This is a genomic window from Paenibacillus sp. P2(2022) (assembly GCF_029522175.1).
GTDB lineage: Bacteria > Bacillota > Bacilli > Paenibacillales > Paenibacillaceae > Paenibacillus > Paenibacillus polymyxa.
Genome location: NZ_JAKWFI010000004.1, coordinates 506,798 through 530,643 on the forward strand (window position 1 = coordinate 506,798; position 23,846 = coordinate 530,643).

Consider the following 23,846-nt stretch of genomic DNA (forward strand, 5'->3'; position numbering starts at 1 on the left):
AGGTATTTTTTAAAAAACATCTCATGGAACTATCTGGATGTGTAAACTTTAGAGATGCATTTTTGCCCGAGAATGCCAATAAGCCCCTGCCGCAAAAAGCGGACGGAAGCTTATTGTGTATCCTATATTGTATGTTCTTTTTCTAGAAACCATGAAGAAAACTAGAAAAGAATTTTGAATATCAAACCTGACAATAGCGCAGAAATTGGAATCGTTATTACCCAGGTTATTACAATACGACCAGCTAGTGACCAGCGAACCGCACTAAAACGCTTCGCAGACCCTACACCCAGAATCGCCGAAGTAATAGCATGAGTGGTACTTACTGGCAAATGAAGCAAAGTAGCTGTGAATATAACGGAAGCCCCCGAAACGTCGGCTGCAAATCCATTGATTGGGTCAATTTTAAAAATCTTAGTTCCCATCGTCTTGATGATCTTCCAGCCCCCAATAGACGTACCAAGCGCCATGGCTGTTGCAGCTGAGATTTTCACCCACATAGGTACTTCCAAATGGTCTTGATACCCTGCCGAGACGAGTGCGAACGTGATAATCCCCATCGCCTTCTGAGCATCATTCGTACCATGCGTAAACGACTGAATAGCTGCCGTAATCACCTGCATGGTACGGAAACCCTTGTTCACCGTATGCGGACTGCGATAAGCAAAGATGTATTTCAAAATCATCATCACAATGTAACCGACAACAAAAGCAATCAGCGGGGAGAAAATAAGACCCTCAACAATCCCGATAAAGCCGCTCCAATTTAATTTATCCTGTCCTGCACCTACATACACCGCTCCGGCCAACGCACCAATCAATGCATGGGAAGAGGATGAAGGAATACCGAACCACCAAGTCAAGAGATTCCAGATAATAGCGGCGATCAACGTCGCAATGACGATATCAATTCCGTTCGTAAGCTTGGTTGGATCAGCGACACTTCCACCAATGGTCTTGGCAACCCCGGTAAACAAGATCGCTCCGAGAAAGTTCATAACCGCAGCCATAATAATCGCACGTCGCGGCGTCAATGCACGGGTCGAGACCGAAGTGGCAATTGCGTTCGCCGTATCATGAAATCCATTAATAAAATCAAATGCCAGAGCAAGAAAAATAACAATACCTAGTACCAGTAAACTTGTATCCATGTAAAAGGACTCCCTTACGAGTTACGCATAATGATGGATTCCAGCATATTTGCAACATCCTCGCATGAATCCGTTGTCGTTTCAAGGCGTTCGTACAATTCTTTGCGTTTAATCAGCTCAATAGGATCAGTTACAGTTGCAAACAGGTTTTTGATGCAAATACGCAGTAATTCATCCCCCTGATTTTCCAAATCATTCAGGCGAATGGTGTATTCACGAATAGCCAGCAATTTTTTCTGTGAAAGCAAATGTACAGCCTTTTGAATTTCGTAAGCTGATTGACGCAAAATATCAGCGAACTGCACAATATACTCGTCCGGCTCTGTAATGTTGTACATATAAAAACGAGAGGCTGTCGCTTCAAGACCGTCCAGCACATCATCCATGGTCGTTGTCAGTTCCATGATGTCGTCGCGTTCGAGCGGCGTAATGAAGGTCTTGTTCAACTCAGTAATAATCGTGTGTGTGTAATCATCACACTTATTTTCATACTTCTTCATCTCATTGGTAAACAAAGTCACATCTTGAAGATTTGAAGTATGTTGGGCAAAATAATCGGCTGCTTGCACGATCGTATCTGCCATATTTTCCAACGTCTCGAAGAATATATCCTTTTTCTTCAATCTCATAACGATTACCCCTTTACGAAAATATCCGCAACCTGTTTCGACTGCAATAGACAACCTTTGCTATCTTATCACACTCATCAATGTTTTTGTAATGTTTGTAAAAGCAAATTTCTAGATATACGTATACAATGCCCGACATGGAAGGTCATTATCCGACAATTTTTCCCTAAAAAGGAGTATTACGTTTTCTAATTTGCTTCTATTGTTACATGTTCCGCTAGTGAAGTATCTGCAGGTACCACATGTATATAGGATGTACCTGGCGTTAACGGGATTTCAACCCCATTTTTCATAAACCGAATCGCATCGCCAGATATATGCTGCCATTCAGCACGTATTAGCTTTCCTTGTTGAAACACCATGGCTTCTCCGCTACCGTCCAGCTCAACACTTAGTCTACCTACATCATCCAACGTTCGATGCCTCGTACTCATCACAATCACATTGGCCGCTGAGAGCTGTTGATTATTATTTTGATCTAGATGTGACTTTTCGTTCACAAAACGCTTATATCGTTGATCAGCTGGATCATAGGTATAAGATACGCGATAGCTTTTTAACAAAAATCGGATGTGCAAAGAGGCGGCACTCTCGTTCACCATAACTGGAGTTTCGCCAGTTTTAAGATAACGATATACTGGAACCTCCGTCTGCTTGGCATACCCTTTGCTATCGCTTCCTTTACGCAGTCTGCTCACATCTGTGTATAAATTATGTGGAGGACGACGGTCTTTGCTTCGCCAGAAGTAAGCCCCTCCATTTGAAATCTCGTCCAGATGCTCCTTCCGCTGCTGCTGTAAAATCGCATAGGCATCTGTACTTCCCCCTGCATGTATCGGCAACGCACCATAGGTTTCGCCCAGTTCAATCAAATACGGTCGGATGCTTCGGACCGGACCGATCTTCACATCACCACCATGACTTTGGAAAAAAGCTACCAAACGGGTAATTCCGCCTTCTGCAAGAACTTCATATACCATGTCTGCCTGGCTAAGCCCCGCCTGTGGACGCGCAGCCGGAGCATTGTTAATCATGACAGCCAGCGGCCGCTCTATAACAGGCTGCTCCACCGGAAGCCCGGTAAGCGGAGCTGTAAATGCCGGAACAGATGGCTCCATAGACGGTTCAAGCACCTTTTTCTCTGTTTCTTGCTGGGTCGGTTTGGGAACGGATTCAGATTCACCCGTATTGGACAAAGCAGAACAAGACATCATTGTCATGCATAACAGAGCTGAGGCCATCACACGCAGCCAATGATTTCGTTGAGACATGGGCCCGGACAAGTTCATCCCTCCACATAGTTATTTTTCTCATTATAAGCTTTATTTCCTGTTTTTGTCTTGATTGAGGCATTACCTCTCTATAGAATACTTATCTGAAGACATTAAAATTTAAAAAAATATTTAGACTTTGTGATTTTTATCACAAATAACTGTAACTGAACCTAATACAATAAAGGTGTAGCAAAGATGATCATCCCAAACAAAATGAAATACAACCCATCATTATAGATTAAGAAAGAGGAGTGGTTTAAATGTTTAACAACTGGTTACGTGAGAACAAAGTAGCAATGTGGCTGCTGACTGTAGTACGGGTTTATCTAGGTTATGAATGGATGACCCACGGACTTGAGAAGCTGACTGGCGGATTCGATGCAGGTGGATTTATCTCGGGGGCCATTGCTAAAACAGGTGGAGATCATCCCGCTGTACAAGGCTGGTGGGGATCGTTCCTTGAAGCCTTTGCTCTGCCGAATGTCGGTTTGTTCAACGTCCTGATCCCATTGGGTGAGTTCTTGGTCGGGGTTGGCCTACTTCTTGGTACATTGACTACACTGGCTACTTTGATGGCTATGGTTATGAACTTCTCGTTCCTGTTCTCGGGTACAGTAAGCACCAATGCAATCTACCTGCTGGTTGAAATCTTCCTTATCGTTGCTGGTGCAAATGCCGGAAGAATCGGCTTTGACCGTTGGGTACTGCCCTTCCTGCGTGGACTGTTTGGTAAAAATAAAGATACTTATCAAACGGACCCCAATCGAAAAATAGCTTAACTACCCAAAAAACAACCGTTATCCTCTGGCTAATGGTTGTTTTTTTGTGCAGCTATGCTGCTTCTCTTTGGTGTTTTTTGCAGCTATGCTCCTTCTCTTCGGTGTTTTTGTGCAGCTATGCTGCTTCTCTTGGTGTTTTTGCGCAGCTATGCTGCTTGTATGTGTGGCCATGCTGCCCCTCCTCTATTTAAATGAACAAAGGAGTCCTCAAGTCCACTCTGACTTGGAGACTCCTTTTTCGGATTCATCTTCCCCCACAAACGTTTACAAGTTGGATACAACATGGAATGTTCACGATACATTTACCCTGTACACTACAGTTACATCAAAGAACGCAATGGAGGGTTATATCATGAAAAAAATCACCAAAGCCTACCTCATGCTCGCAGCAGTAATTTTCACAGAACAGACGATCGGATTGGGATCTACGACATCAGCCAAAGCAGCGACATCTACTACAATATCTCAAGCAGAAGGTGTGCAACATATTTCAAAAACCTTCGAGCAGCTACTACGCCAACCAGGCAAGTTACCTCAGGCATTCACTTATTTACAAAAGCATATCCAATCCATTCCGGCCTCTCAAGCTACCATCCTAGTGCTACACTTGGAAAATGCACAGAAACAGCAATTGGATTCATATGCACAGGCCTTATATCCGACCTCTATTCAAACTAAGATTAATCAAGTCTATAAACCTGGTGATTCGTTCACTAATGTAATGAGCCGGACAAGTGATACAAAGCTGAAAAAGCTACTCACTCAATCAAGAGATGCCGGCTACAAACTTGAAACCGCAGAAGGCATGTTTTACCCAGTCATCAATTATGAGAAATATAAAGTATTCGGAAATAACATTACAGCAGATATCCGCGACTATATTGACATCATGGCGACGGAATCTGGACAGCCGGCTACCAAGGATGCAGCTTTACACATCGGTTATCAACAGTTAGCCGGAAGAGTGCTGGCGCAAGAGTCATTTATAACCCAATATCCACATTCCAATCGTACACAAGCAGTCAAATCATTACATGATCTCTATTTCTTCTATACTTTTTATGGTACGAACAATACACCATTATTCGATGATGACACCAACAAGATTCGCCCCAATGCCAAAAAAGGATATCAGCTCGTCGTTCAGCGCAACAGGGATTCGAAGAGTCCCTATATTCAAAAGCTGAAGGCATTTATGACACTACTAGATCAAAATGAAGATAAGCGAACTACGCAAGTATCCGCCTGGCTAAAAAAGAACGTGCCTGCTAATTAATCAAAGAGGAACAGACCAAAAGAACTTCCAACCCCACACATCATGTGGTTTCGGAAGTTCTTTTTCTTACATTTACAGATCACTTTCTTGACCAAAAGCCCAACAATTGAGACTCAATGAGCCAAGGACATACGACTGAAAAAGCTTACGCGCGGAGCGATCATGATCGGCAGCTCCCATCACGTAAAACAAAGGTGAAAAATGCTCTATTCCATACGAAGGAACCGCCTGCTTGGCATACGGAGCCTTCTTGTCATATTGGAACAGATGACGCAAATTCCAGTCTTGAAGCTGCTGTGCGATCCAGTCATCATATTGAACGGCCCAATCGGCTGGCTCACTCGTCTGCTTGAGTGTCCGCAAGTTGTGGACCAAGCCTCCACTACCGAGGATCAAAATCCCTTGATCACGCAGTGGCGCCAGCATCCGTCCAATCTCGTATTGCTCCTGAGGATCGCGCCGTGAATCAATGGATAAGGGTACGACCGGTATGTCCGCATCAGGATATATATGCCGCAAAACCACCCATGCTCCATGATCCAGTCCCCGGTTCCGAACCGGCTGGTGGAACAGGTTATGCTGACTGAACAGATGCCCTATCTCCTCATACAGCTTTGGATCGCCTGGTGCAGGGTAATCAAGAGTGTACATTTCTTCAGGAAAGCCGTAGAAATCGTGCAACGCTGCATGCTGATCATCCGCGCTGATACATTGATCGGGGCTATCCCAATGCGCGGAAAAAATGACAATTCCTTTGGGTCGGGGCAGGCTCGCGCCCAGCTTTGCAAGAAAACTGGTATATGCGTTATTTTCTACAGCCAGTGTCGGTGAACCATGCGCAACAAAAATTGAGGGTAATGTCATCGCTGCCAACCTCCACACGCCAGTATAGTGTTACTCTTTCATTTTACTCCGGCGGAGGCACAATTTCCAATACAAACCGTTACACCCTGAAATCAGATCATCCAGTGCTGCCAATCCCGTTGAATATTTTCTTGTTCATCCAGCCATTCCAGTGTGCGGTCAATCAGCTGTTGCCGCTCTTTACCTGATGAGAAAGTGTGATCTCCCTGAAAAATAATTTCCTTATCACAGCGTCCTTCCGGACGCATCCAGAACACCTTTTGAAACAGAAACGCATAATCCACAGGAATGATATCATCCGAGGTGCCATGAATAACGAGCACATCACCGTTAAATTTAACGGCCTCCTGGAACGGTTGGAATTGAGCTAATGACTCAAAGTAAGCTGGTGTGAACTTATAGCCCAGGTAGTCTGCATGACCGGTTTTAACAGATTCGTCGTATACGCTTCGCTCCGTAATTTTGACAATGTCGTTGAACGGATAGCCGACAGCTGACCAAAGGACCAAGTTCTGTACTCTCTTGTCCCGAACAGCTGTGAGAAGGGCAACTGCGCCCCCCAAACTGTGACCGATCAACGTCACCTTAGTCGGGTCAATGTCCGCGCAATTCACGGCGTAATCCAACACAGTGCGTGTCTGATTGATCATGGATTCGAGCCCCTGCTTGCCGTATTCACCAGTGCTTTCTCCACAACCGGCAAAATCAAAGCGCAGTACAAAATACCCCCCTTCAGCCAGTTCACGCGCAGTCTTGACAAATAATCGATCGACTCCGATTCGATTGCCCACAAAACCGTGGCAAATAACAACGAGTGGAACACGTCTTTGACGCTCTCCCTCATTTGTACGGTTTGGATAATGAATTGTAGCGGCCAGTTCCTCATTTTCAAAACGAATTCCAATTTGCCGTTCCATCCTGATTCCCCCTGTTTCAAGCTTCATTACAGCATTTCATCATTCAAGCTCATATAGTAACGTGGAATATCCATCCAGAATATTTATTCACTTTAATTCCGATAAGTTTAATAAGTTTTATAGTAAAGTCAGTCTATCATCGCCCTGCTTCCTTGTCAACCTGTCAGTTCATACCGATATGGAAGTAAACAAATGGCGCTCCCCAATGCTTGTCGGAGAACGCCATACTACTCGCTTATTAGAGTGCAATCTCTACATTAAAGTAGACGACTTGCTATTCGTAGCTGTGCCTGAACATTTGGTGGGTTTCGACTCGTCCCTCCCACTCCAGTTTACAAGAGGCGCCGTTATTTTGATCCTCATGCCACAGGCTGCGGTAGCTCTGTTCACCCAGTTCACCTGCAAATTCTGTGTCCTCAGCCAATTCAGTATCGTCCAATATACGGTACGTTGGAGATGTCCCTCGAACGCTCCGGTGACTCACGTTTGCAAGCAAGGCTCCCCCACTGTTCCCGTTCGGAGCACCTGTCAGTCGTTTTTGGACCGAATAATCTGCCTGGTTCTCCAGTTCCATGATGCCACATCCTCTCAACGTTTTATATTCAGGTTGCTCCATGCGCTCACCCTGTATCCAGTTTGAGGAGAATGCGGCGGTAATATACATAATGGATAAGCCTTTTGCCATCCGGCGTTTCCTCACGTATACTGTCTTTGTTACAAAATGGCGATTCCATCAGCTTGGAATACGATCATAAAGCAGGAGGAAGCAATGAATAAAGCAAAAAATTATACGCTTATTGCATGGGTTGCCTTGTCCATGTTTTTCTTGACACAGGCGATTATCGGTTGGTTTATCACATTTACAGGCGGGGATATCAAACCTTTTGAAAAAATTAGCCTTTCCACCCTCATCATCATCGCCGCAGGTGCCATTCTGCTGGTTGAAGCACTAATGAATTTCATGGATCGTCCGGAAGAAGGCGAGGAGACACAACAACCAGACCATGCTCCCGTGAAGCCCCAAATGAATTTCAAATCCATCTTGATGTATGTAGTACTGGTTGTTGTCATTCTTGTCGCCGGACTTGCGCTGCGCAGTGTGCTGCCGGTATTCAAAATCTCACCATGGATGAATTTAGTGCTGGCGGCCATTGGCTTTATTGGACTCAAACCGATTTTTCTGCGTAAAAAACATTCATAACCTCGCAATTCTCACAGTGCTGGAGCTGCCTCATAACGGAATCGTAGCAGCTCCTTTTTATTTGCAATCAGCCACCTCACTTGAAGCTTGGGATCGTCAGAAAAACCGTACCCCCACCTGCAAGAAGATGCATGGGGAATACGGCTTGCTGTACTTTAGCATTTATTTGGAAAATAGTTGTTCTGCATTATCCAATGCAATTTTGTGCCCCATCGCGGAATAGTCCAGCCAAGGCTGTCCGTCCAGCATGTAGACATGACCTTGCTTCACAGCCTTAAGTCCTTGCCATACTGTGTTCCCCTCCAGCTGCTTGTATACCTTTTGCGCATCCGCACCTTTACTAATAATCACCAGGATGGCGTCGGCATCATAATCCGGCAAAACCTCTTGGGATACAACCTGGTAGGCCTTGTTGATCTTTTCCACACCTTTGGCTGGCTTCAAGCCTAAGTCCTGATACAATAACGGTCCTACTGGACGCTTCATCCCCATGACACGAACTTCTTTCGCTGTGACACGTACAGCCATGACAGTCCCGTCTCCGATTTTGGAATGAATGAGCTTTTTGACCCGTTCCCTCTGTGTATCATAATCTTTCAGAAAAGTGTCTGCCTGTGCTTCATGTTTAACCATGGCAGCTATTTTTTTCAATTGATCTTTCCATGTACCTTCATCCAAATCAAAAACCTCAGTTGGTGCAATTTTTTCAAACTTGGCCACATCAGTTCCCGAATATTTTTTGTCGAGGAAGATATGATCAGGTTGAAGCTCCAGTACCGCTTCCATGTCGGGGTCTGTGACAACTCCCAGCTTACGAGTATCTTGAAGACGATCTTTTACATGGGGCAGAAAATCCTTCACATCTCCACCAATAACTGAACCTGCTGGAGTAATGCCCAATGCCAGCAGATTATTCGTCAAATGAATAGACATTGAGGCAATACGCGAATCCGCACTAATGGTGGTTTGGGCACTATCGTCCGCTTTCGTATCGCTAGTCTGTTTGTCTGCTGCTTGTCCACAAGCGGACAGCATGATCATGCATGCCACAAGAGACAGGGCTATCCATGAACGTTTAAGCCCTGAACCCTCAAATCTATTTTTTCTCATGAATATTCTCTCCTATACTATAGAAGCTCTATTTTATAATGTTAAATCGTCAAAACTTCTACTTCGTTGTTGTTCCGCACGCTGCATCATGTGCAGCATTGGACTGTATATGTAACCTAATCTTATAGTCATTTGGTTCGGGACAACAAGAATAAAAAATACGGAGCTCCTACCACAGCAACCACTACACCTGCTGGAATCGCATTCGGCTGAAATACCGAACGACCAATCGTATCTGCTGTGACCATAATAACGACCCCGACCAAAGCGGCTACTGGCAGCAAATGCTGATACATCGGTCCAACCAGACGGCGAGCCAGATGAGGCGCAATCAGCCCAATAAAACCGATGCCTCCGGCCATGGATACGCTGGCGCTCGAAAGAGCCACTGCTGCGCCCAGCAGTATCAGACGCTGGCGCTTCACACTTGTACCAATTCCAGCTGCGGTCTCATCACCCAGCGACAGATTATTCAGGCTACGTGTCTGAGATAGAACATAGGGCAATACAATGACAATCCACGGTAGTAAAGCCACTGCATGTATCCAGTCCCGTCCCCATACGCTGCCAGCCAACCAACGTGCGGTAAATGCGTACGTATCCTCATCCAGCCGCAACGACCAATACAGCGTTATGGCGCTGAGCCCTGAGGCTACACCGATACCGGACAGAATTAATCGCACAGGCACGATTCCTCTGCTGCCACTATAGGACAACATAACAATCAGTACCGCCGCAACGACACCTCCTGCAAAGGTAAACAAGGGAATGAACAAGGCTACTGATCCTTCCAGATCGCGAAAAAAGCTAACATACATCACCAGACCCAACGCAGCCCCCGCATGAAGGCCCAGCACTCCCGGATCTGCGAGTGCGTTTCGCGATAAGCCCTGCATGACTGCCCCGGCTGCACCTAGTCCCGCTCCAGTCAGCACTGTTACAACAATCCGCGGCAGACGGTATTCAAACAGGACCATATGATCACGTCCGCTCCCGCCGCCAAACAGTGTATCCAGCACGCGTAGCGGTGGAATACGAATCGTTCCGGTATTCAAACCTAGAACAAGGACAGCAAAGCTGATTCCAGCCAATACGAAGCAAACGAGCCAAGCCTTGGTCGTTCTTGTATCCCCTGTCCCTAGAGAGCGACTCACTATAATTCCCTCCTTTCCTTACGAGCGAGAAAGAGGAAAAAAGGTACTCCGATAAAAGACACCATAATTCCAATAGCTAGCTCCTCCGGTGGATTCGCCATTCTCGCTCCCAAATCAGCCAGCACTAGCAGCACGGCTCCCAATAATGCAGACAATGGTACGATCTGGCGATAATCCACACCGATCAGCTTGCGAGCAATATGTGGAACGACCAAGCCTACAAAGCCGATGGCCCCGGCAGCCGATACGGATAGCCCAGCCAGGACCACCACAGTCAGCAAACCCAACAGCCGGATACGCCTGAGATTTAGTCCCAGGTTCAATGCTACCTCATCGCCCATTGAAATCAATGAAATGGAGCGTGCGAGCCCCATAGACCAAGCGATCACAATAAGCAAAATCGGCGCAAGAATCTTAAGCTGCGACCATTTGATTCCGGCAACACCACCCGCATACCAGAAGGCTAGATCCTGACTTAGATCAAAATAAATCGCAATTCCCGAAGTCATGGAACCTAACAAGGCTGCTGTCACAGCTCCAGACACCGTTAGTCTCATGGGTGTCAGTCCTCCCGGCGCGGATGCTCCCAGCCCGAATACCAGTAAGGTACTCATCAGTGCCCCCAGGAACGACAATATAATTAACGTCCCATAAGGTAGATCGGGGAAAAAAGCAAAACTCACTGCAACTACAAACATCGCTCCTGCGTTAATGCCCAGCACACCTGTATCCCCCAACGGATTGCGTGTAATGCCTTGTATCAGAGAGCCTGCAACCGCCAGCGCAGCCCCAATGATAGCTGCACCGAGTACACGCGGCAATCGCAGCTCATGAATGATCCTGTGTGTCATCAGCGAACGATCATAGTGAAATACTGCCGACCACACCGTGCTTACGGTCAGGTCTTTGGCTCCAAAAGAAATGGCAGCGAATATGGCCAAGGCCAACAATACAGCAGAAGCTGTAAACAACAACGCCTGCCGAATCCTACCCGCTCGGAGCACCGGACGGGCTACAGAGGCTACTTCAGGTGCGGTCCTCTCTGTCGAAGCTGTATGTTTGTCCATGCTGTCTTTAGACTGCATTCGGTGAGGTCACTCCCTCCATACCTGAAAGCCACCATGGCTCTCATTACGATAACGTCAATGATAATGATTATCAACTTGATACATAATAGCATGTTTCTATGACATTGCAAGCCAAAAACTGTTCCCCCATTAGGAGGAACAGTTTTTAGATATACCTTTGTGAGATCGCTGTGAATGATTTCAAGTAATCCGCTATATTAATACGTAGGCCAGCCTGCTGAATCCCATTTCAAATCACTAATCAGCAGCTTTGGATTTCCGCCATCGGTGGCATCATAGGCATGACGCGCAATCACACTGTTGTTATAGACAGATTGTCCGCCCGGTCCCTTCCAGCGATCATTCCCCGCATCCAATATCGTTCCACCGCCGTCCATCATGTTTTTTCCGCTCTTGTCCACATACGGCCCGGTAATACTGGTGGAGCGACCATAAACGATTTTGTAATTACTATTTACGCCTTTGCAGCAGTTATCAATGGAGGCAAACAGATAATAATAGCCGTTGCGGTATGTAACATGCGGTGCTTCCAAACCTCCAGCCGTACGTCTAGCAATAGAATAAATCTGGCCCGTAGGCTTCATCGTATTTTTATCCAGTCGAGTTACTTTCAAGCCCGTATTCCATGAACCGAAGGAAAGCCACGGGTTTCCGGAAGCGTCAATGACCAGATTCGGGTCAATCGCATTATAATCGTCAGAATCCGTTGTACGCAGCACCAGTCCATCATCTCTCCAGCTTCCTGCGCCAATGCTCGTTGCTGAAGTCAAGCCAATGGCCGAAGTACGCGACCCAAAAGTAGAAATGGAATAGTACACCCACACACGTCCATTGTACTTTTGAGCATCCGGTGCCCACACATCATTTGGGGTTTGTTTAGGAACATACGATTTCCACCATGGTAGTGGCGACAGGAAAATTTGCGGCAATCTGTAAAAATTGCGTCCGTCATCTGATCTTTGAACCTGTATTCCCTGTCCTGTGGAGAAAATATACCATGCATTGCCTTCCTTCGTGATGGATGGATCATGTACTGCCACATCGCCTGTTAACGCCCAATGCTCGGCCGATGTGGACGGCACCACGGACAGCAACAAAGCAGCCGAAGTTACGGCAGCAAACGCTGTTCGGGCGAATTTACCCTGTACTGATTTTTTCCATGCTTTCAACATTCTTTCGCACCTCCGAATAAGTATCTTATAATGAGAAATCTGGTGATACGTCTATTACGTTAGTGTTTTCGCTTATGAAGTTACACATATATTAACCTATTAACTTCAGTTTTGTAAACGCTTTATTTCAAATAAAAAGAAATTCATAAACTACGCATAACATTGCACATACAAAAAAAAGAGCCCGTAGGCTCCTTGTCAGATAAGCATATTAAACAAATTCTCATTTTTGTTCAATTCCGTATAGTTAAGCCCTTTGCGATTCATTCGTTCAATTAAAGGAAGATAGTCTTCCTTGTGTAACAATTCAATACCGACCAGCGCCGGGCCATTTTCTTTATCATTCTTTTTCGTATACTCAAACCTAGTAATGTCATCGTCCGGTCCAAGCACTTCCTGAAGAAACTCACGCAGTGCCCCTGCTCTTTGCGGGAAATTCACCATGAAATAATGTTTTAGTCCTTCGTATATTAGGGAGCGTTCCTTAATCTCCTGCATACGATCAATGTCGTTATTGCCACCACTAACGATACAGACTACTGTTTTGCCTTGAATCTGCTCACGATACAGATCAAGTGCTGCTACAGGCAGCGAACCCGCGGGCTCCACAACAATCGCATTTTCATTATACAGCGCCAGAATCGCTGTACATGCCTTGCCTTCCGGTACCTTCACAATATCATCCAAGGTATGTTTACAAATGTCATATGTTAACTGACCCACTCGCTTCACCGCAGCCCCGTCAACAAACTTGTCTATGTGCTCCAGTGTAACGACCTTGTTCAAACGCATCGCTTCCGTCATCGATGCTGCGCCCAGGGGTTCTACACCGATTACTTTGGTGGTCGGATTCACAGTTTTAACATATGTGCCTACGCCTGCCGCCAAACCGCCGCCGCCAATCGTCACGAACATATAGTCCGCAGGTGTATCCAGGCTCTCCATCACTTCCATCGCAATCGTGCCATTGCCCGCAATAATTTTCGGTTGATCGAACGGATGGATAAAGGTCATTTCCTGTTCGCTGCATACCTTCATGGCCTCGTCATAAGCATCGTCAAACGTATCTCCGGTCAAAATGACCTCTACACTGTCTCCGCCAAAGCGACGTACCTGCTTCACCTTCTGATTGGGCGTTGTGCTCGGCATAAATATTTTACCGTGGATGCCAAGCGCGTTACATGAAAAAGCCACACCTTGCGCATGATTACCCGCACTCGCGCACACGATCCCTTTTTCCATTTGCTCAGGAGTTAGGCTGCGGATCATGTTGTAAGCTCCACGGATTTTAAAGGACCGCACAACTTGGAGATCCTCTCGTTTCAGATACACATTACAGTTATATTTGGCCGATAGGACGGCATCCCTCTGTAAAGGTGTACGAACAATCACCTCACGCAGCATATGATGCGCCCGTACAATATCCTCCATGCCAACGGTTGACGCTGTGGCCGGCTCAGTTTTCTGGGTTTCTGTTGGTTCCATAGGTTCTCCACGCTCCGCCTGAATATTTCTGTATTGAGCATTTTGCATAAATCCCAAGAGCGATTTCAAATCAGTAATATATAGATCGAATCGGTTTAGTTCGTCTATATATTAAACTTTTGAGCGTTAGGAATCGAATTATGCAAAGTGCTGTATTTGAAATCTTTCAAACATCATACCACGTTTACCTATAGCTTGTGCAGTTGATAGTCATGAAAATGAGAATGAAAATCATTGAGTTCATAAAAAAACAGGCCGAGACAATGCCCGGCCCGCCTTTCCTGACTCTATACATTTCTTGTATTCAGTCGACTCATTCAGCACCGCAATGATTATCCTTTCACCCCGCCTGCAGTCATCCCTTCAATAAAGTAACGCTGGAAGAACAGAAACACGACGAGAATCGGCAAAATAGCCAGGACTGAACCGGCAATCAGCACATCATAATTGTTGCCATATGGCGTCAGCAGACTGGACAGACCGATTGGCAGTGTCAGCATGTCGTTAGTACGCAATACGATCATCGGCCACAGGAAGTTATTCCAACTGTTCATAGCTTGTAAAATAGCCATTGCCGCAAAGGCAGGTGCCATCAGAGGCATCATAATCCGCACAAAAATACCATACTCTGAACAGCCGTCAACCCGTGCAGCATCCATAAAGTCCTTGGGTACCCCGCTTAAATATTGACGGAAGAAAAAGATCGGAATCGGTGCGACGACAAATGGCAAAATCACACCCCATACCGTATTGATCAGCTTCATACCGATCATGAGTTTGTAAAGTGGCAGCATAATAATTTCTACCGGGATCATCATCACGACCAACACCAGTGTAAAAATCACATTTTTCAGTCTAAAACGATACATCTCCAGGCCATACCCGACCATCGCGGACAATATCAGACATAACACCGTAAACAAGATAGTAATGACAAGACTATTCCAGTACCATTGAAAATAATCCGTCGTCCCCTGAAAGATGAACGCATAGTTTTTTAAGGACATGATGGCCCACTCCAGCTTGAGATTCAAGCCGTAGCGCAACAGCTCCGTTGATGGCTTGAATGAGGCAAGCGTCACGGCAAATAGCGGAAACAGGGCGAACCCGGCAAACAGAATGAACAGGACAACGAGAAATGCAGATAATGGGCCTTTTTGTTTCTGAGCCATCGCTTAATCCTCCTTCCGAAACATGCCAAAAAATTTGAGCTGGATCAGGTTCAGTACTAATGTGAATACGAGCAATACAATCCCCACCGCTGCTCCAAAGCCCATGCTGTTCTGTTCCAGACCTTGGCGATAGAGATAGCCAACGATCGTCAATCCAATATCATTCGGAGAGTTGTTTCCGTTCCACAGCATATAGCTCTCGGTGAACATGGATAATCCGGCATAAATACTGATCGTAAATACGTAGATTGTCACGGGTTTTAGCATAGGAATCGTAATCCGCCAAAATGAATCAAAGCGGCTGGCCCCATCGATCTGAGCAGCTTCATACAACTCGGGAGGAATGTTCTGTAACCCCGACATGTAGTACAGCATGTTTACCCCGAGCCATCTCCATAAGGCCAACACGATCAACGCTAAAAAGCCGGTGTTCGCATTCATTAGCCATTTGTAAGGCTCAAGACCGAATATCCCCAACAGGGAGTTCATCAGCGAGCCATCCAATTCCCCGAACATGAGTCGGAAGATTGTTCCTGCTACCACCACTGAGGTGAGTGCGGGTATAAACATTACGGAGCGAAACAGCCCTCTACCCGGCATTTTAGGCGAATTTAGCAATACCGCCAGTACCAGTGGCAGAGGAATCAACACGACCAGTGTAAGCAGCGTGTACAGGACGCTGTTCAAAATTGCTTTTCCAAATGTAGGATTCATTAAATCCTTATAATTTTCCAGGCCAACATAAGTTGTTATCCCTGGCAAGACTTCCTGAAAGCTCATAATGACCGTCGAGATGACCGGATACGCAAAAAACAGCGCAAAGGACAGTAAAAATGGAAGGACAAATACATACGGTGCCGTACGACTGGAATGAATAAATCGGCTCCATTGGCTTCTGGTCGGACGCTGAGTTTTTGGCGGCTGACCTGTCGGTACATTAGCGTTCGTATGAACGGGCGTTGCCATGAATCTCACTCCCTTTCCTGTTGGGGTCTATCTCAGTTCATCTGCTAGCTCATGCAGCACCGTGGCTGGATCTTCGCCACTCTGTAGTGTCCGATAAAGTATTTTATTACGTACAGCACTGGCGATGTCAGGCGTTTTCGGTCCAATATGCACCGCATTGATTTCATCTTTTACTTCGATCAGCGTGTCAAAAATATTGGTTCCGAAATAATCCGTAAATTTATTTTTGGCTTTGGCTTCCGGCATAGTCCACACTTCACTGCGGATGGGATCAAACCCTAGTTGCTTCCAAATCTCCACATTCCCTTGCTTGGACAGCTTGGCAAAGGCTAGAAAACGCATCGCCAAATCCTGGTGCTTCGATTGGTTCGTGACTACCGTTCCGGTCCCGCCCATACCTGCTGAGCGATAGCCGCCTTTTTCCCACGCCGGCATCGGTCTAATAATGACTTTTCCTTTCAAGTCAGGCATGTAATCCGTAAAACGTCCCATATACCACATCGGCATCCACACTGAAGCGGCCCCGCCTTTGTTCATAAACCCGTAGTATTCCTCCATATGATGCCCGCCGCCCGGTGCGGGAATAGCGATTTTGTCTTTTATCATTTGTTGGAGAAACTCCAGTGTTTTAATATTGGTTTCGTTATCGAGCGTCAACTCGCCCTTGTCATCCAAAAAATCTGAATTTTGCTGGGAGATCATCGGCCAGTAGCTCCACAGGTCATTGGTCTCCAAGGTCGCCATCGGCTTGCCCGTTTTGGCCAGCACTTGCTTGCCAGCAGCAGCGTAGTCTGCCCAGGTAACGATGGAATCCGGGTCTACCCCCGCCTGATCCATAATCTCTTTATTGTAATACATCACTTCGGCTCCAACGTGAAAGTCAATGCCGTAATACTTACCGTCTTTGCCGTAAATCTGTACTCTGGAAGGCACAATGTTATTAATCTCAGGGTCAATCACCGGATTGAGCGGGACCAATTGCGGTATTCCTTTGAGGAAATTACCAATTTTGTTGACCTCAATATCCGCGATATCCGGCGCTCCCACCCCTGATTGCAACGCAATCGAGAGCTTGCTGTGGTGGTTGTCATAAGGAAATGTATTCGCTTTCAAATTAATCAATTCATCAGGGTGCTGTTGGTTCCATTGGTCAGCCATTTGCAGAAAAAACTTCTCATGCAGTTCATTGAATGTCCATAATACAAGTTCTGTTCCCGGCCCATCCTTTTCATCAGTCTTGAAAGAACAACCTTGCAGCAGTCCAGCCATCAAAACCACCGCCATAAGCATCAAAGCCATGCTATTTCTTCGCAGCAGCATATCCTTCCCCCTTCGCATGATGAAATCCTAATTCGTAAATGATTGCGCTTTCTTTTATTATTTAACATCAATACAAATTAGTTTACAACAATATTATTCAAAAAAAATTCGTTTTTGTGTAAAATAGATCTCATTGCATTATAGGGGGAAAATGAATTGGATGGGAATATGATGATTTCTGCATAAAAAAACGACCCAACTCCAATTGAAACTCGGAGTTGGGTCGCGCTATGTTAACTACTCTTGCGAATGTGCTGCTTCGTCTTTCACTTCTTCTCGAAATGATCTAATACTTTGTTTACGACGATTATTTTTTTCTTCGATCTGCTGACGCTCCTCATTGCTGATTTCAGAGGAAAATTCGTTTAGATATCCTTCAGCCTCATGAAGATTCTGCAATGTATTCTGAATATTTTGTTGCAAATGCTCCACATTATCTGCTCGATTATCCGGTTTTGCCATCGGTTTGACGCCTCCTAATCATAGAATCGCTCACTAGAGCGCTAAACCGTAGCTTGATCGTTATCGAGTTATTTTATACATTAAAATGCTTTCCAAACCATCGGCCTGCGGCTTCGGCTTCAGTGCGAGTCAATTGATGACCATTGCGTTCCAAGTAGGCTTCTACCTGTGCTCCGGCCCCTTCCAGCAGGGCTTGCAGCTCCTGAGATTCCGCCGCTGGAACAATCGGGTCATTTTCACCGGAAGACAGAAATACAGGGACACCGTTCAAGTCCGGCAGTTCCAGCCCTCGCAATGGCACCATAGCATGATGGAGAATGGCCCCACGCAGCGCTTTTGCATCATGGAAGAGCATACTGGCCGCTATGTTGGCTCCATTGGAATAGCCCAGAGCCACCACGTTGTTACGGTCAAAATCATATTGCTCTGCAGCTGAATCAACAAATTCGCTTAGTTCTTTGGTACGGAATACGAGATCCTCAATGTCGAACACACCCTCTGCCAAACGCCGAAAGAAGCGCGGCATTCCATTTTCCAGCACATTACCTCTCACACCTAACACAGATGCGCCTGGTGCAACCAAATCAGCCAATGGTAGCAAGTCTTGTTCATTCCCGCCGGTACCGTGCAACAGCAAAATAACCGGAGCTTGCGGATCATTTCCTTTACGAAAGACGTGTTTCATATCTATTCCCTCCTCTAATTAACTTTAAATTAAGAATCTTATTTTTGTATAATTTGATTATAGCCCATTTCACTGCTTTATACAAACATAATTGACCTCGTTAATTTTTTCTAAAATGATGTCTTGTTCCATTGACATGTAGTATAGCTTTATTTTACTATGTGATTAGATATTTAGAGAATTATCTAAATATCTAAAGGAGTGAGCAAACTTTGAATGATGCCTTCAAAGCCTTGGCTGATCCGACCCGGCGCAAAATATTGCAGCTTTTGAAAGAGAAAAGCATGAGCGCGGGCGACGTCGCTGAGCATTTTCAAATCAGCAAGCCCAGCATATCCCACCATCTGAATTTGCTGAAGCAGGCGGGGCTTGTGCTGGATGAGCGACAGGGGCAAAGCATTATTTACACCTTGCATACAACAGTTGTGGCGGATGTCATCGGCTGGATGTTCAGTATCGCCCAATCGGATGCCCCTGTAAAACCAACTTCGAATGATATTAAGGATACGGAGGGGTCTGAATGAAGTTCCGAACACGTTGGAGCTTGACGGATGTTTTGACGACTTTGCTTGCCTTATCACCTGCTATAGGCGCTTTACTACTGTATAACCGGCTTCCCGATGTGCTGGCCTCTCATTTTAGCATGGACAATACCGCAGACGGGTATATGAGTAAAAACAGTTCTATTCTCATGCTGGTGCTATTGGGGCTGGTGCCTTTGCTCCTTCGGCTATCCCGCTACATGGACCCCAACAGAGCAAATTTCAAGAAATTTACTAAAGCCTATGAGGTTACGCGTGTAGGCACTTCGCTCATTCTCGCTATAGCCGGTTGGGGAATGCTGCTGTATAACCTGAATTATCGGCTACAGATGCTTACGATCCTTTATGGAGTGCTGGGTCTGGTGCTGCTGGTGCTGGGTAATTATATGACTCAGGTACAGCCAAACTATACCTTCGGTATCCGCACGCCGTGGACTCTGTCCAATCCGGAGGTATGGCGTAAAACGCACCGTTTTGGCGGACCTATGATGATGTTCGGTGGTGCTTCGGGCTTGGTAGCGGCATGGGTCGATGGAGTGGCGGGCACCGTCATTTTTCTCACCGGGCTGTTTATATCCGTCGTCATTCCTGTACTCTACTCCTTCCTACTGCATCGCAAAATAAATCATCAGTAGGGATAAACAAGGAACCTCCCAAACCACGATAAACGCAGAATGGGAGGTTCTTTGTACATCTACAAATTCCATTAGAACAACAGCTTATCGGGATGAGTACCCACACGCTCATCCAGATGAAGACCATTAATTCGGTCAATATCCTCAGTCGTCAGTTCAAAATCGAACAAATCGGCATTTTCGCGGATACGATGCGCGGTAACCGATTTGGGAATCGTTACAATTCCCCGATCCAGATGCCAACGCAAAATAACCTGAGAAGTCGTTTTGCCGTATTTGGCAGCAATCTCAACGATATCTGGCTGCTCCGTCAGTTTCCCCTTCATCAGAGGACTCCACGATTCAAGCTGGATCTGGTGTTCCCGGCAGTATTGATGCAGCTCCTGCTGAGTCAGACGCGGGTGAAGCTCAACCTGATTGATGACAGGTACAATATTACTGTCTTTCAGGAGGTCTTCGAGATGGTGAATTTGGAAGTTGCTTACTCCAATCGCGCGTACGCTTCCTTCTTCATACAGCCGTTCGAACGCCTTCCAAGTTTCCTTGTACTTGTCCTTGCCAGGCCAATGGATAAGGTACAGATCAATGATATCCAGGCCCAACCGCTTGCGGCTTTCCTCGAAAGCACGCAGTGTTGAATCGTAGCCCTGATCTTGATTCCATAGCTTAGTGGTCACAAACAGATTGTCTCTGTCCGCTCCACTGTCACGAATGGCTTGTCCGACCAGTTCCTCATTGCCGTAGATCGCCGCGGTATCAATGTGACGGTAACCGACCTTAATAGCTGTTTTGACTGCTTCGTAAACCTCATTGCCTTCCGCCTTGTATGTACCAAAACCAAGCCAAGGCATCTGAACTCCGTTATTTAGTAAAGCTGTATCCGCAATATTCCCCATGTCTATCTCCTCCTATTCCTAGTTATAAATTATCCAACGGGATAATTACAGTTTAGTTGCATCCTGAAAAGCATTCACTTCAAGCGGAGCAGCCAACAATTCTTTAGCTGCAGCAACAAATGCCTGGAAATGGGCAGACTTGTTATGGAAATCTACAGCAGCAGCATCCTTCCACTCTTCAACCATCGTAAATGCGTTGGGATCATTCAAATCCTGCATTAACGTATAGCGTACATTGCCTTCTTCAGCTTGTGATGCGCTGATCAACCCTTGGGTTTGTTGCAAAAAGGTCTCTCTCTTTTCTGGTAAAACTTTCATATCTGCATGAATAATAATCATAATATTTTCCTCCTCGTATTATGTAACTATTTCTATTATAGACCATTCTTTCGATAGATTAAAAGTGCGGCCGTTTCTGGAATACAGTAAAATGATTCATATTGGGGTGTTTATCCGCTGATCAACTGCTCCTATATTTTGTTTAATGGCGGTGAAGGCATGTGCGTTTTCAGACAAAATTAATGGTATTCATATCCCTTTTAGTGCTAGTCGTTACCGGGCTGTTGGGATTATCCTTGCGTTATATGATTACCTCCGCCTTGTACGAAGAGATTGGGAAAAGGGCACTGACTGTGGCCAATACGCTTGCGGTAGATGCACAGGTGAGGGATGCTCTAGAACAGACCGACACGACGCAATTACGTGTTCGGATCAACGAAGCAGTGAAACCTGTCCAAGCCAGCACCGGCGCTGATTTTATTACGATTGCAGATCGTCATCTCATTCGGCAATGGCATGTTAACCCGGAACGCATTGGGCAGCCTATGATGGACCCGCTGAATAATAAGGTGCTGCAAGGACATTCCTTTATTACGGAATCCACCGGCTCTCTCGGACCGTCACTGCGAGCCAAAACCGCAGTCTATGATGAACAAGGCCGAGCTATCGGACTCGTTTCTGTAGGTTTCCTGATGACAGATGTGGCGCAAAATATTCGTACATACACATATACATGGCTGTGGTTCATGGTAGGCGCGCTAATGATCGGCATATTAGGAAGTCTGGTTATAGCACGACGGGTAAGGCACGAACTGCATGGGCTGGAGCCAGTGGAGATTGGACGTTTGTATCAGGAAAAGCAAGCCATTCTCGAATCCATAGGTGAAGGGATTATCGCGGTTAATAGCAGTGGACAAGTCACACTTGCCAATCCACAAGCCGTCCGTTTGCTTGGTCTTCCTCCGGAAACTAGCCTCTATGGATGCGAGCTTCGTCACTTGGCGGGCGCGGCATATCAGCTGGCAGATGTACTTGCTACAGATTTTATCGAAAAGAATCCTAGCATGAAGCCGGATCAGGAACAAAACGTATTCAATGAGGAAATTGAGATCCAACAACGAGTCGTAGTCGTCAGCCGTGTACCGATCAAGGATCGATTCGGACGAATGCTAGGCACCGTTGCCAGCCTGCGTGACAAAACAGAGCTGCTTCGCATGACGCGGCAGTTGACAGAGGTCAAGGATTATGCGGACGTGTTACGATCACAAACACATGAATATACCAATCGGCTATATCTCATATCCGGCCTGATTCAGTTGGAGTGTTATGACGAAGCAGTGGACTTTATTACTCAGGAATCGGAAGAGTATCGTGTACATAGTTCCGTTTCGTCTTCTCTTTCACCCGATTCAATCATCGCCAGCCTGCTGATCAGCAAGAAAAAACAGGCGTTGGAAAAAGGGATTGTACTCCATTCATATATAAAAGGAGCATTTTCAACCCCGTCTCCTGCGTTGGAGTGGTCGCTTCTTGCTACCATTGCCGGAAACCTGCTGGACAATGCTATGGAAGCAGTTGCAATAGGCTCTATACCTGACGGACAGGTCTGGTTCCGGCTTGAAGAAATGACTGAAGCCATCGTCGTCGAAGTTATGGATAATGGATCGGGTATTTCGGAGGATATCCAGGAAAAACTGTTCGTTAAGGGAGCATCAACTAAAGCAGAGGCAGGACACGGATATGGCCTTGCTCTCGTGCAGGAGTACACCGAACGAATGAGTGGCTCCATAAAAGTACATGAACGGCCTGGTGGAGGTAGCATTTTTGAAGTATACATTCCTTTAATTAGAACAGACACGAATCATGATGTAAAAGGAGGTTACGGCCATGAATGAGCGGGTTTTATCGGACATTGAGGTTCTTATTATTGAAGATGATCCGCGAATTGCGGAGATTAACCGACGATTTATTGAAAAGGTGGATGGATTCACCGTATGTGCAATAGCAACGAACGAATTTGAGGCAAAGCTTCAACTAGATGTTCTGCGTCCGTCTTTAGCCGTGCTGGATGTTTATTTTCCCGATACGAATGGTCTAACCCTGCTATCGTTCATCAAACAGCACTATCCAAGTACAGATGTCATTATGCTGACTGCCGCCAAAGAAGCTGAAACTGTGGTACAAGCGGTTCGAGCAGGAGTATTTGATTTTATCGTAAAGCCGCTCGTATTCGAGAGATTGCGGGCGACCTTAGAGGAATATGCTCGTTTTCGCCGCCAAGTCACAACATGGCAAGAAGAACAATCTACGGTGGAGCAATCGGAAATTGACCGTCTGCTTCAAAGCGCGGGCACGGGTCGGATGACGGGTAACGGAGTAGGAGAGCTATGGGCCAAAGGCATTGATAAAGTCACTTGCGAAAAGGTGCTTGATCTCCTGAACCGACGAGGTGAGGTAACTACGGGTACAGTGGGAATTGAGCTAGGTATGAGCCGATCTACCGCCAGAAGGTATCTGGAATATTTAGTGGAAAGTGGCGATGCTCACCACGATCAGGTATACGGAACTGTCGGCAGACCGGAGCGTATCTATCGCAGACGGCAGGAAAATGCATAAACCACCAATTCATACGTCTGGTCTCTTCCATCCTCTCATCTCGCTCATGATTTTAATGAACTTAATTCTCATAATAGGCTAAAACGGTTTAAATGATCACATTATTTACGTCCCCTTTCCCGGTTGCTAGAATGGTCAACAGTTAGTTAATTGATAATGATTATCAGTTTCTC

At 46.0% G+C, this 23,846-nt stretch carries 25 protein-coding genes; 7 read left to right on the top strand and 18 right to left on the bottom strand.

Going from position 1 to position 23,846, the window contains the following annotated elements; all coding sequences use genetic code 11:
- Window positions 1–161: 161 nt before the first annotated feature.
- The 3 genes from MMB75_RS16590 to MMB75_RS16600 form a co-directional block, all read right to left on the bottom strand.
- Window positions 162–1,151 carry an inorganic phosphate transporter gene (locus MMB75_RS16590; protein WP_016819805.1) on the bottom strand — a complete coding sequence of 330 codons (990 nt, stop codon included), beginning with the start codon at window positions 1,149–1,151 and terminating at the stop codon, window positions 162–164.
- A gap of 14 nt (window positions 1,152–1,165) precedes the next feature.
- Window positions 1,166–1,780 (bottom strand): DUF47 domain-containing protein, encoded by a 615-nt coding sequence (locus MMB75_RS16595; RefSeq protein WP_007428879.1) that lies wholly within the window; start codon window positions 1,778–1,780, stop codon window positions 1,166–1,168.
- A 188-nt stretch (window positions 1,781–1,968) separates the two neighbouring features.
- A complete protein-coding gene (locus tag MMB75_RS16600) occupies window positions 1,969–3,063 on the bottom strand; it encodes a DUF3048 domain-containing protein (RefSeq protein WP_263559902.1) in 1,095 nt (364 codons plus the stop codon).
- Window positions 3,064–3,314: 251 nt separating this feature from the next.
- Here MMB75_RS16600 and MMB75_RS16605 point away from each other — a divergent pair, with 251 nt between their 5' ends.
- Both MMB75_RS16605 and MMB75_RS16610 read left to right on the top strand, forming a co-directional pair.
- The gene (locus MMB75_RS16605) at window positions 3,315–3,833 is read left to right on the top strand and encodes a DoxX family membrane protein (protein WP_013369513.1); all 519 of its coding nucleotides are present in this window, start codon (window positions 3,315–3,317) and stop codon (window positions 3,831–3,833) included.
- 352 nt (window positions 3,834–4,185) lie between these two features.
- Window positions 4,186–5,109: a hypothetical protein gene (locus MMB75_RS16610; RefSeq protein WP_277508989.1), complete on the top strand. Its 924-nt coding sequence runs from the start codon at window positions 4,186–4,188 to the stop codon at window positions 5,107–5,109.
- Window positions 5,110–5,181: 72 nt separating this feature from the next.
- Here the strand turns inward: MMB75_RS16610 and MMB75_RS16615 are convergent, their stop codons facing one another.
- From MMB75_RS16615 to MMB75_RS16625, 3 genes are all read right to left on the bottom strand, one after another.
- The gene (locus MMB75_RS16615) at window positions 5,182–5,973 is read right to left on the bottom strand and encodes a dioxygenase family protein (protein WP_031462907.1); all 792 of its coding nucleotides are present in this window, start codon (window positions 5,971–5,973) and stop codon (window positions 5,182–5,184) included.
- 92 nt (window positions 5,974–6,065) lie between these two features.
- Window positions 6,066–6,890 (bottom strand): alpha/beta hydrolase, encoded by an 825-nt coding sequence (locus MMB75_RS16620; protein WP_016819801.1) that lies wholly within the window; start codon window positions 6,888–6,890, stop codon window positions 6,066–6,068.
- Window positions 6,891–7,164: 274 nt separating this feature from the next.
- Complete coding sequence (locus tag MMB75_RS16625; RefSeq protein WP_306459332.1) at window positions 7,165–7,464, bottom strand: hypothetical protein; 300 nt, start codon at window positions 7,462–7,464, stop codon at window positions 7,165–7,167.
- A gap of 195 nt (window positions 7,465–7,659) precedes the next feature.
- On the opposite strand from MMB75_RS16625, the gene MMB75_RS16630 reads away from it, so the two are divergent.
- The gene (locus MMB75_RS16630; protein WP_029514841.1) at window positions 7,660–8,091 is read left to right on the top strand and encodes a hypothetical protein; all 432 of its coding nucleotides are present in this window, start codon (window positions 7,660–7,662) and stop codon (window positions 8,089–8,091) included.
- A gap of 162 nt (window positions 8,092–8,253) precedes the next feature.
- Here the strand turns inward: MMB75_RS16630 and MMB75_RS16635 are convergent, their stop codons facing one another.
- The 10 genes from MMB75_RS16635 to MMB75_RS16680 all read right to left on the bottom strand — a co-directional run bounded on the left by MMB75_RS16635 (window position 8,254) and on the right by MMB75_RS16680 (window position 18,705).
- A complete protein-coding gene (locus tag MMB75_RS16635; RefSeq protein WP_257126689.1) occupies window positions 8,254–9,201 on the bottom strand; it encodes an ABC transporter substrate-binding protein in 948 nt (315 codons plus the stop codon).
- A 128-nt stretch (window positions 9,202–9,329) separates the two neighbouring features.
- Window positions 9,330–10,355: a FecCD family ABC transporter permease gene (locus MMB75_RS16640; protein WP_257126688.1), complete on the bottom strand. Its 1,026-nt coding sequence runs from the start codon at window positions 10,353–10,355 to the stop codon at window positions 9,330–9,332.
- Window positions 10,355–11,422: a FecCD family ABC transporter permease gene (locus tag MMB75_RS16645; protein ID WP_371317303.1), complete on the bottom strand. Its 1,068-nt coding sequence runs from the start codon at window positions 11,420–11,422 to the stop codon at window positions 10,355–10,357. Before MMB75_RS16645 ends, MMB75_RS16640 begins: the two co-directional genes overlap by 1 nt.
- Window positions 11,423–11,640: 218 nt before the next feature.
- Window positions 11,641–12,615 (bottom strand): arabinan endo-1,5-alpha-L-arabinosidase AbnA, encoded by a 975-nt coding sequence (gene abnA / locus MMB75_RS16650; protein ID WP_025364058.1) that lies wholly within the window; start codon window positions 12,613–12,615, stop codon window positions 11,641–11,643.
- Window positions 12,616–12,813: 198 nt separating this feature from the next.
- On the bottom strand, window positions 12,814–14,100 hold the full coding sequence (gene ilvA, locus MMB75_RS16655; RefSeq protein WP_045244208.1) for a threonine ammonia-lyase IlvA: 1,287 nt from the start codon (window positions 14,098–14,100) through the stop codon (window positions 12,814–12,816).
- Window positions 14,101–14,432: 332 nt separating this feature from the next.
- Window positions 14,433–15,272, bottom strand: a complete 840-nt coding sequence (locus MMB75_RS16660; RefSeq protein WP_016819794.1) for a carbohydrate ABC transporter permease — start codon at window positions 15,270–15,272, stop codon at window positions 14,433–14,435.
- Between the two features lie 3 nt (window positions 15,273–15,275).
- Window positions 15,276–16,238, bottom strand: a complete 963-nt coding sequence (locus MMB75_RS16665) for a carbohydrate ABC transporter permease (protein ID WP_016819793.1) — start codon at window positions 16,236–16,238, stop codon at window positions 15,276–15,278.
- A 27-nt stretch (window positions 16,239–16,265) separates the two neighbouring features.
- Window positions 16,266–17,558, bottom strand: coding sequence for an ABC transporter substrate-binding protein (locus tag MMB75_RS16670; protein WP_045244209.1), 1,293 nt, complete (start codon window positions 17,556–17,558; stop codon window positions 16,266–16,268).
- Window positions 17,559–17,795: 237 nt separating this feature from the next.
- Window positions 17,796–18,020, bottom strand: coding sequence for a small acid-soluble spore protein Tlp (gene tlp / locus MMB75_RS16675; protein WP_016819791.1), 225 nt, complete (start codon window positions 18,018–18,020; stop codon window positions 17,796–17,798).
- 73 nt (window positions 18,021–18,093) lie between these two features.
- Window positions 18,094–18,705 (bottom strand): alpha/beta hydrolase, encoded by a 612-nt coding sequence (locus MMB75_RS16680; protein ID WP_017426187.1) that lies wholly within the window; start codon window positions 18,703–18,705, stop codon window positions 18,094–18,096.
- Window positions 18,706–18,917: 212 nt separating this feature from the next.
- On the opposite strand from MMB75_RS16680, the gene MMB75_RS16685 reads away from it, so the two are divergent.
- A complete protein-coding gene (locus MMB75_RS16685; RefSeq protein ID WP_016819789.1) occupies window positions 18,918–19,229 on the top strand; it encodes an autorepressor SdpR family transcription factor in 312 nt (103 codons plus the stop codon).
- Window positions 19,226–19,882, top strand: a complete 657-nt coding sequence (locus MMB75_RS16690; protein ID WP_045244210.1) for an SdpI family protein — start codon at window positions 19,226–19,228, stop codon at window positions 19,880–19,882. The genes MMB75_RS16685 and MMB75_RS16690 overlap by 4 nt, the downstream gene beginning before the upstream one ends.
- 71 nt (window positions 19,883–19,953) lie before the next feature.
- On the opposite strand, the gene MMB75_RS16695 is transcribed toward MMB75_RS16690, so the two are convergent.
- A complete protein-coding gene (locus MMB75_RS16695) occupies window positions 19,954–20,778 on the bottom strand; it encodes an aldo/keto reductase (protein ID WP_016819787.1) in 825 nt (274 codons plus the stop codon).
- 45 nt (window positions 20,779–20,823) lie between these two features.
- Window positions 20,824–21,117, bottom strand: a complete 294-nt coding sequence (locus MMB75_RS16700) for a putative quinol monooxygenase (RefSeq protein ID WP_017426184.1) — start codon at window positions 21,115–21,117, stop codon at window positions 20,824–20,826.
- A gap of 161 nt (window positions 21,118–21,278) precedes the next feature.
- On the opposite strand from MMB75_RS16700, the gene MMB75_RS16705 reads away from it, so the two are divergent.
- The gene (locus MMB75_RS16705) at window positions 21,279–22,952 is read left to right on the top strand and encodes an ATP-binding protein (protein WP_045244211.1); all 1,674 of its coding nucleotides are present in this window, start codon (window positions 21,279–21,281) and stop codon (window positions 22,950–22,952) included.
- Complete coding sequence (locus MMB75_RS16710; protein WP_016819784.1) at window positions 22,945–23,673, top strand: response regulator; 729 nt, start codon at window positions 22,945–22,947, stop codon at window positions 23,671–23,673. The genes MMB75_RS16705 and MMB75_RS16710 overlap by 8 nt, the downstream gene beginning before the upstream one ends.
- The last annotated feature ends 173 nt before the right edge of the window (window positions 23,674–23,846 follow it).

Bases quoted from the DNA above. Each gene is read 5' to 3' on its own strand.
- MMB75_RS16610 (WP_277508989.1), top strand. From the start codon at position 4,186: ATGAAAAAAATCACCAAAGCCTACCTCATGCTCGCAGCAGTAATTTTC.
- MMB75_RS16625 (WP_306459332.1), bottom strand. From the start codon at position 7,464: ATGGAACTGGAGAACCAGGCAGATTATTCGGTCCAAAAACGACTGACA.
- abnA (WP_025364058.1), bottom strand. From the start codon at position 12,615: ATGTTGAAAGCATGGAAAAAATCAGTACAGGGTAAATTCGCCCGAACA.
- MMB75_RS16695 (WP_016819787.1), bottom strand. From the start codon at position 20,778: ATGGGGAATATTGCGGATACAGCTTTACTAAATAACGGAGTTCAGATG.
- MMB75_RS16630 (WP_029514841.1), top strand. From the start codon at position 7,660: ATGAATAAAGCAAAAAATTATACGCTTATTGCATGGGTTGCCTTGTCC.
- MMB75_RS16710 (WP_016819784.1), top strand. From the start codon at position 22,945: ATGAATGAGCGGGTTTTATCGGACATTGAGGTTCTTATTATTGAAGAT.
- MMB75_RS16680 (WP_017426187.1), bottom strand. From the start codon at position 18,705: ATGAAACACGTCTTTCGTAAAGGAAATGATCCGCAAGCTCCGGTTATT.
- MMB75_RS16690 (WP_045244210.1), top strand. From the start codon at position 19,226: ATGAAGTTCCGAACACGTTGGAGCTTGACGGATGTTTTGACGACTTTG.
- MMB75_RS16665 (WP_016819793.1), bottom strand. From the start codon at position 16,238: ATGGCAACGCCCGTTCATACGAACGCTAATGTACCGACAGGTCAGCCG.
- MMB75_RS16635 (WP_257126689.1), bottom strand. From the start codon at position 9,201: ATGAGAAAAAATAGATTTGAGGGTTCAGGGCTTAAACGTTCATGGATA.
- MMB75_RS16595 (WP_007428879.1), bottom strand. From the start codon at position 1,780: ATGAGATTGAAGAAAAAGGATATATTCTTCGAGACGTTGGAAAATATG.
- MMB75_RS16615 (WP_031462907.1), bottom strand. From the start codon at position 5,973: ATGACATTACCCTCAATTTTTGTTGCGCATGGTTCACCGACACTGGCT.
- MMB75_RS16590 (WP_016819805.1), bottom strand. From the start codon at position 1,151: ATGGATACAAGTTTACTGGTACTAGGTATTGTTATTTTTCTTGCTCTG.
- tlp (WP_016819791.1), bottom strand. From the start codon at position 18,020: ATGGCAAAACCGGATAATCGAGCAGATAATGTGGAGCATTTGCAACAA.
- MMB75_RS16645 (WP_371317303.1), bottom strand. From the start codon at position 11,422: ATGGACAAACATACAGCTTCGACAGAGAGGACCGCACCTGAAGTAGCC.
- MMB75_RS16620 (WP_016819801.1), bottom strand. From the start codon at position 6,890: ATGGAACGGCAAATTGGAATTCGTTTTGAAAATGAGGAACTGGCCGCT.
- MMB75_RS16700 (WP_017426184.1), bottom strand. From the start codon at position 21,117: ATGATTATTATTCATGCAGATATGAAAGTTTTACCAGAAAAGAGAGAG.
- ilvA (WP_045244208.1), bottom strand. From the start codon at position 14,100: ATGGAACCAACAGAAACCCAGAAAACTGAGCCGGCCACAGCGTCAACC.
- MMB75_RS16605 (WP_013369513.1), top strand. From the start codon at position 3,315: ATGTTTAACAACTGGTTACGTGAGAACAAAGTAGCAATGTGGCTGCTG.
- MMB75_RS16660 (WP_016819794.1), bottom strand. From the start codon at position 15,272: ATGGCTCAGAAACAAAAAGGCCCATTATCTGCATTTCTCGTTGTCCTG.
- MMB75_RS16670 (WP_045244209.1), bottom strand. From the start codon at position 17,558: ATGCTGCTGCGAAGAAATAGCATGGCTTTGATGCTTATGGCGGTGGTT.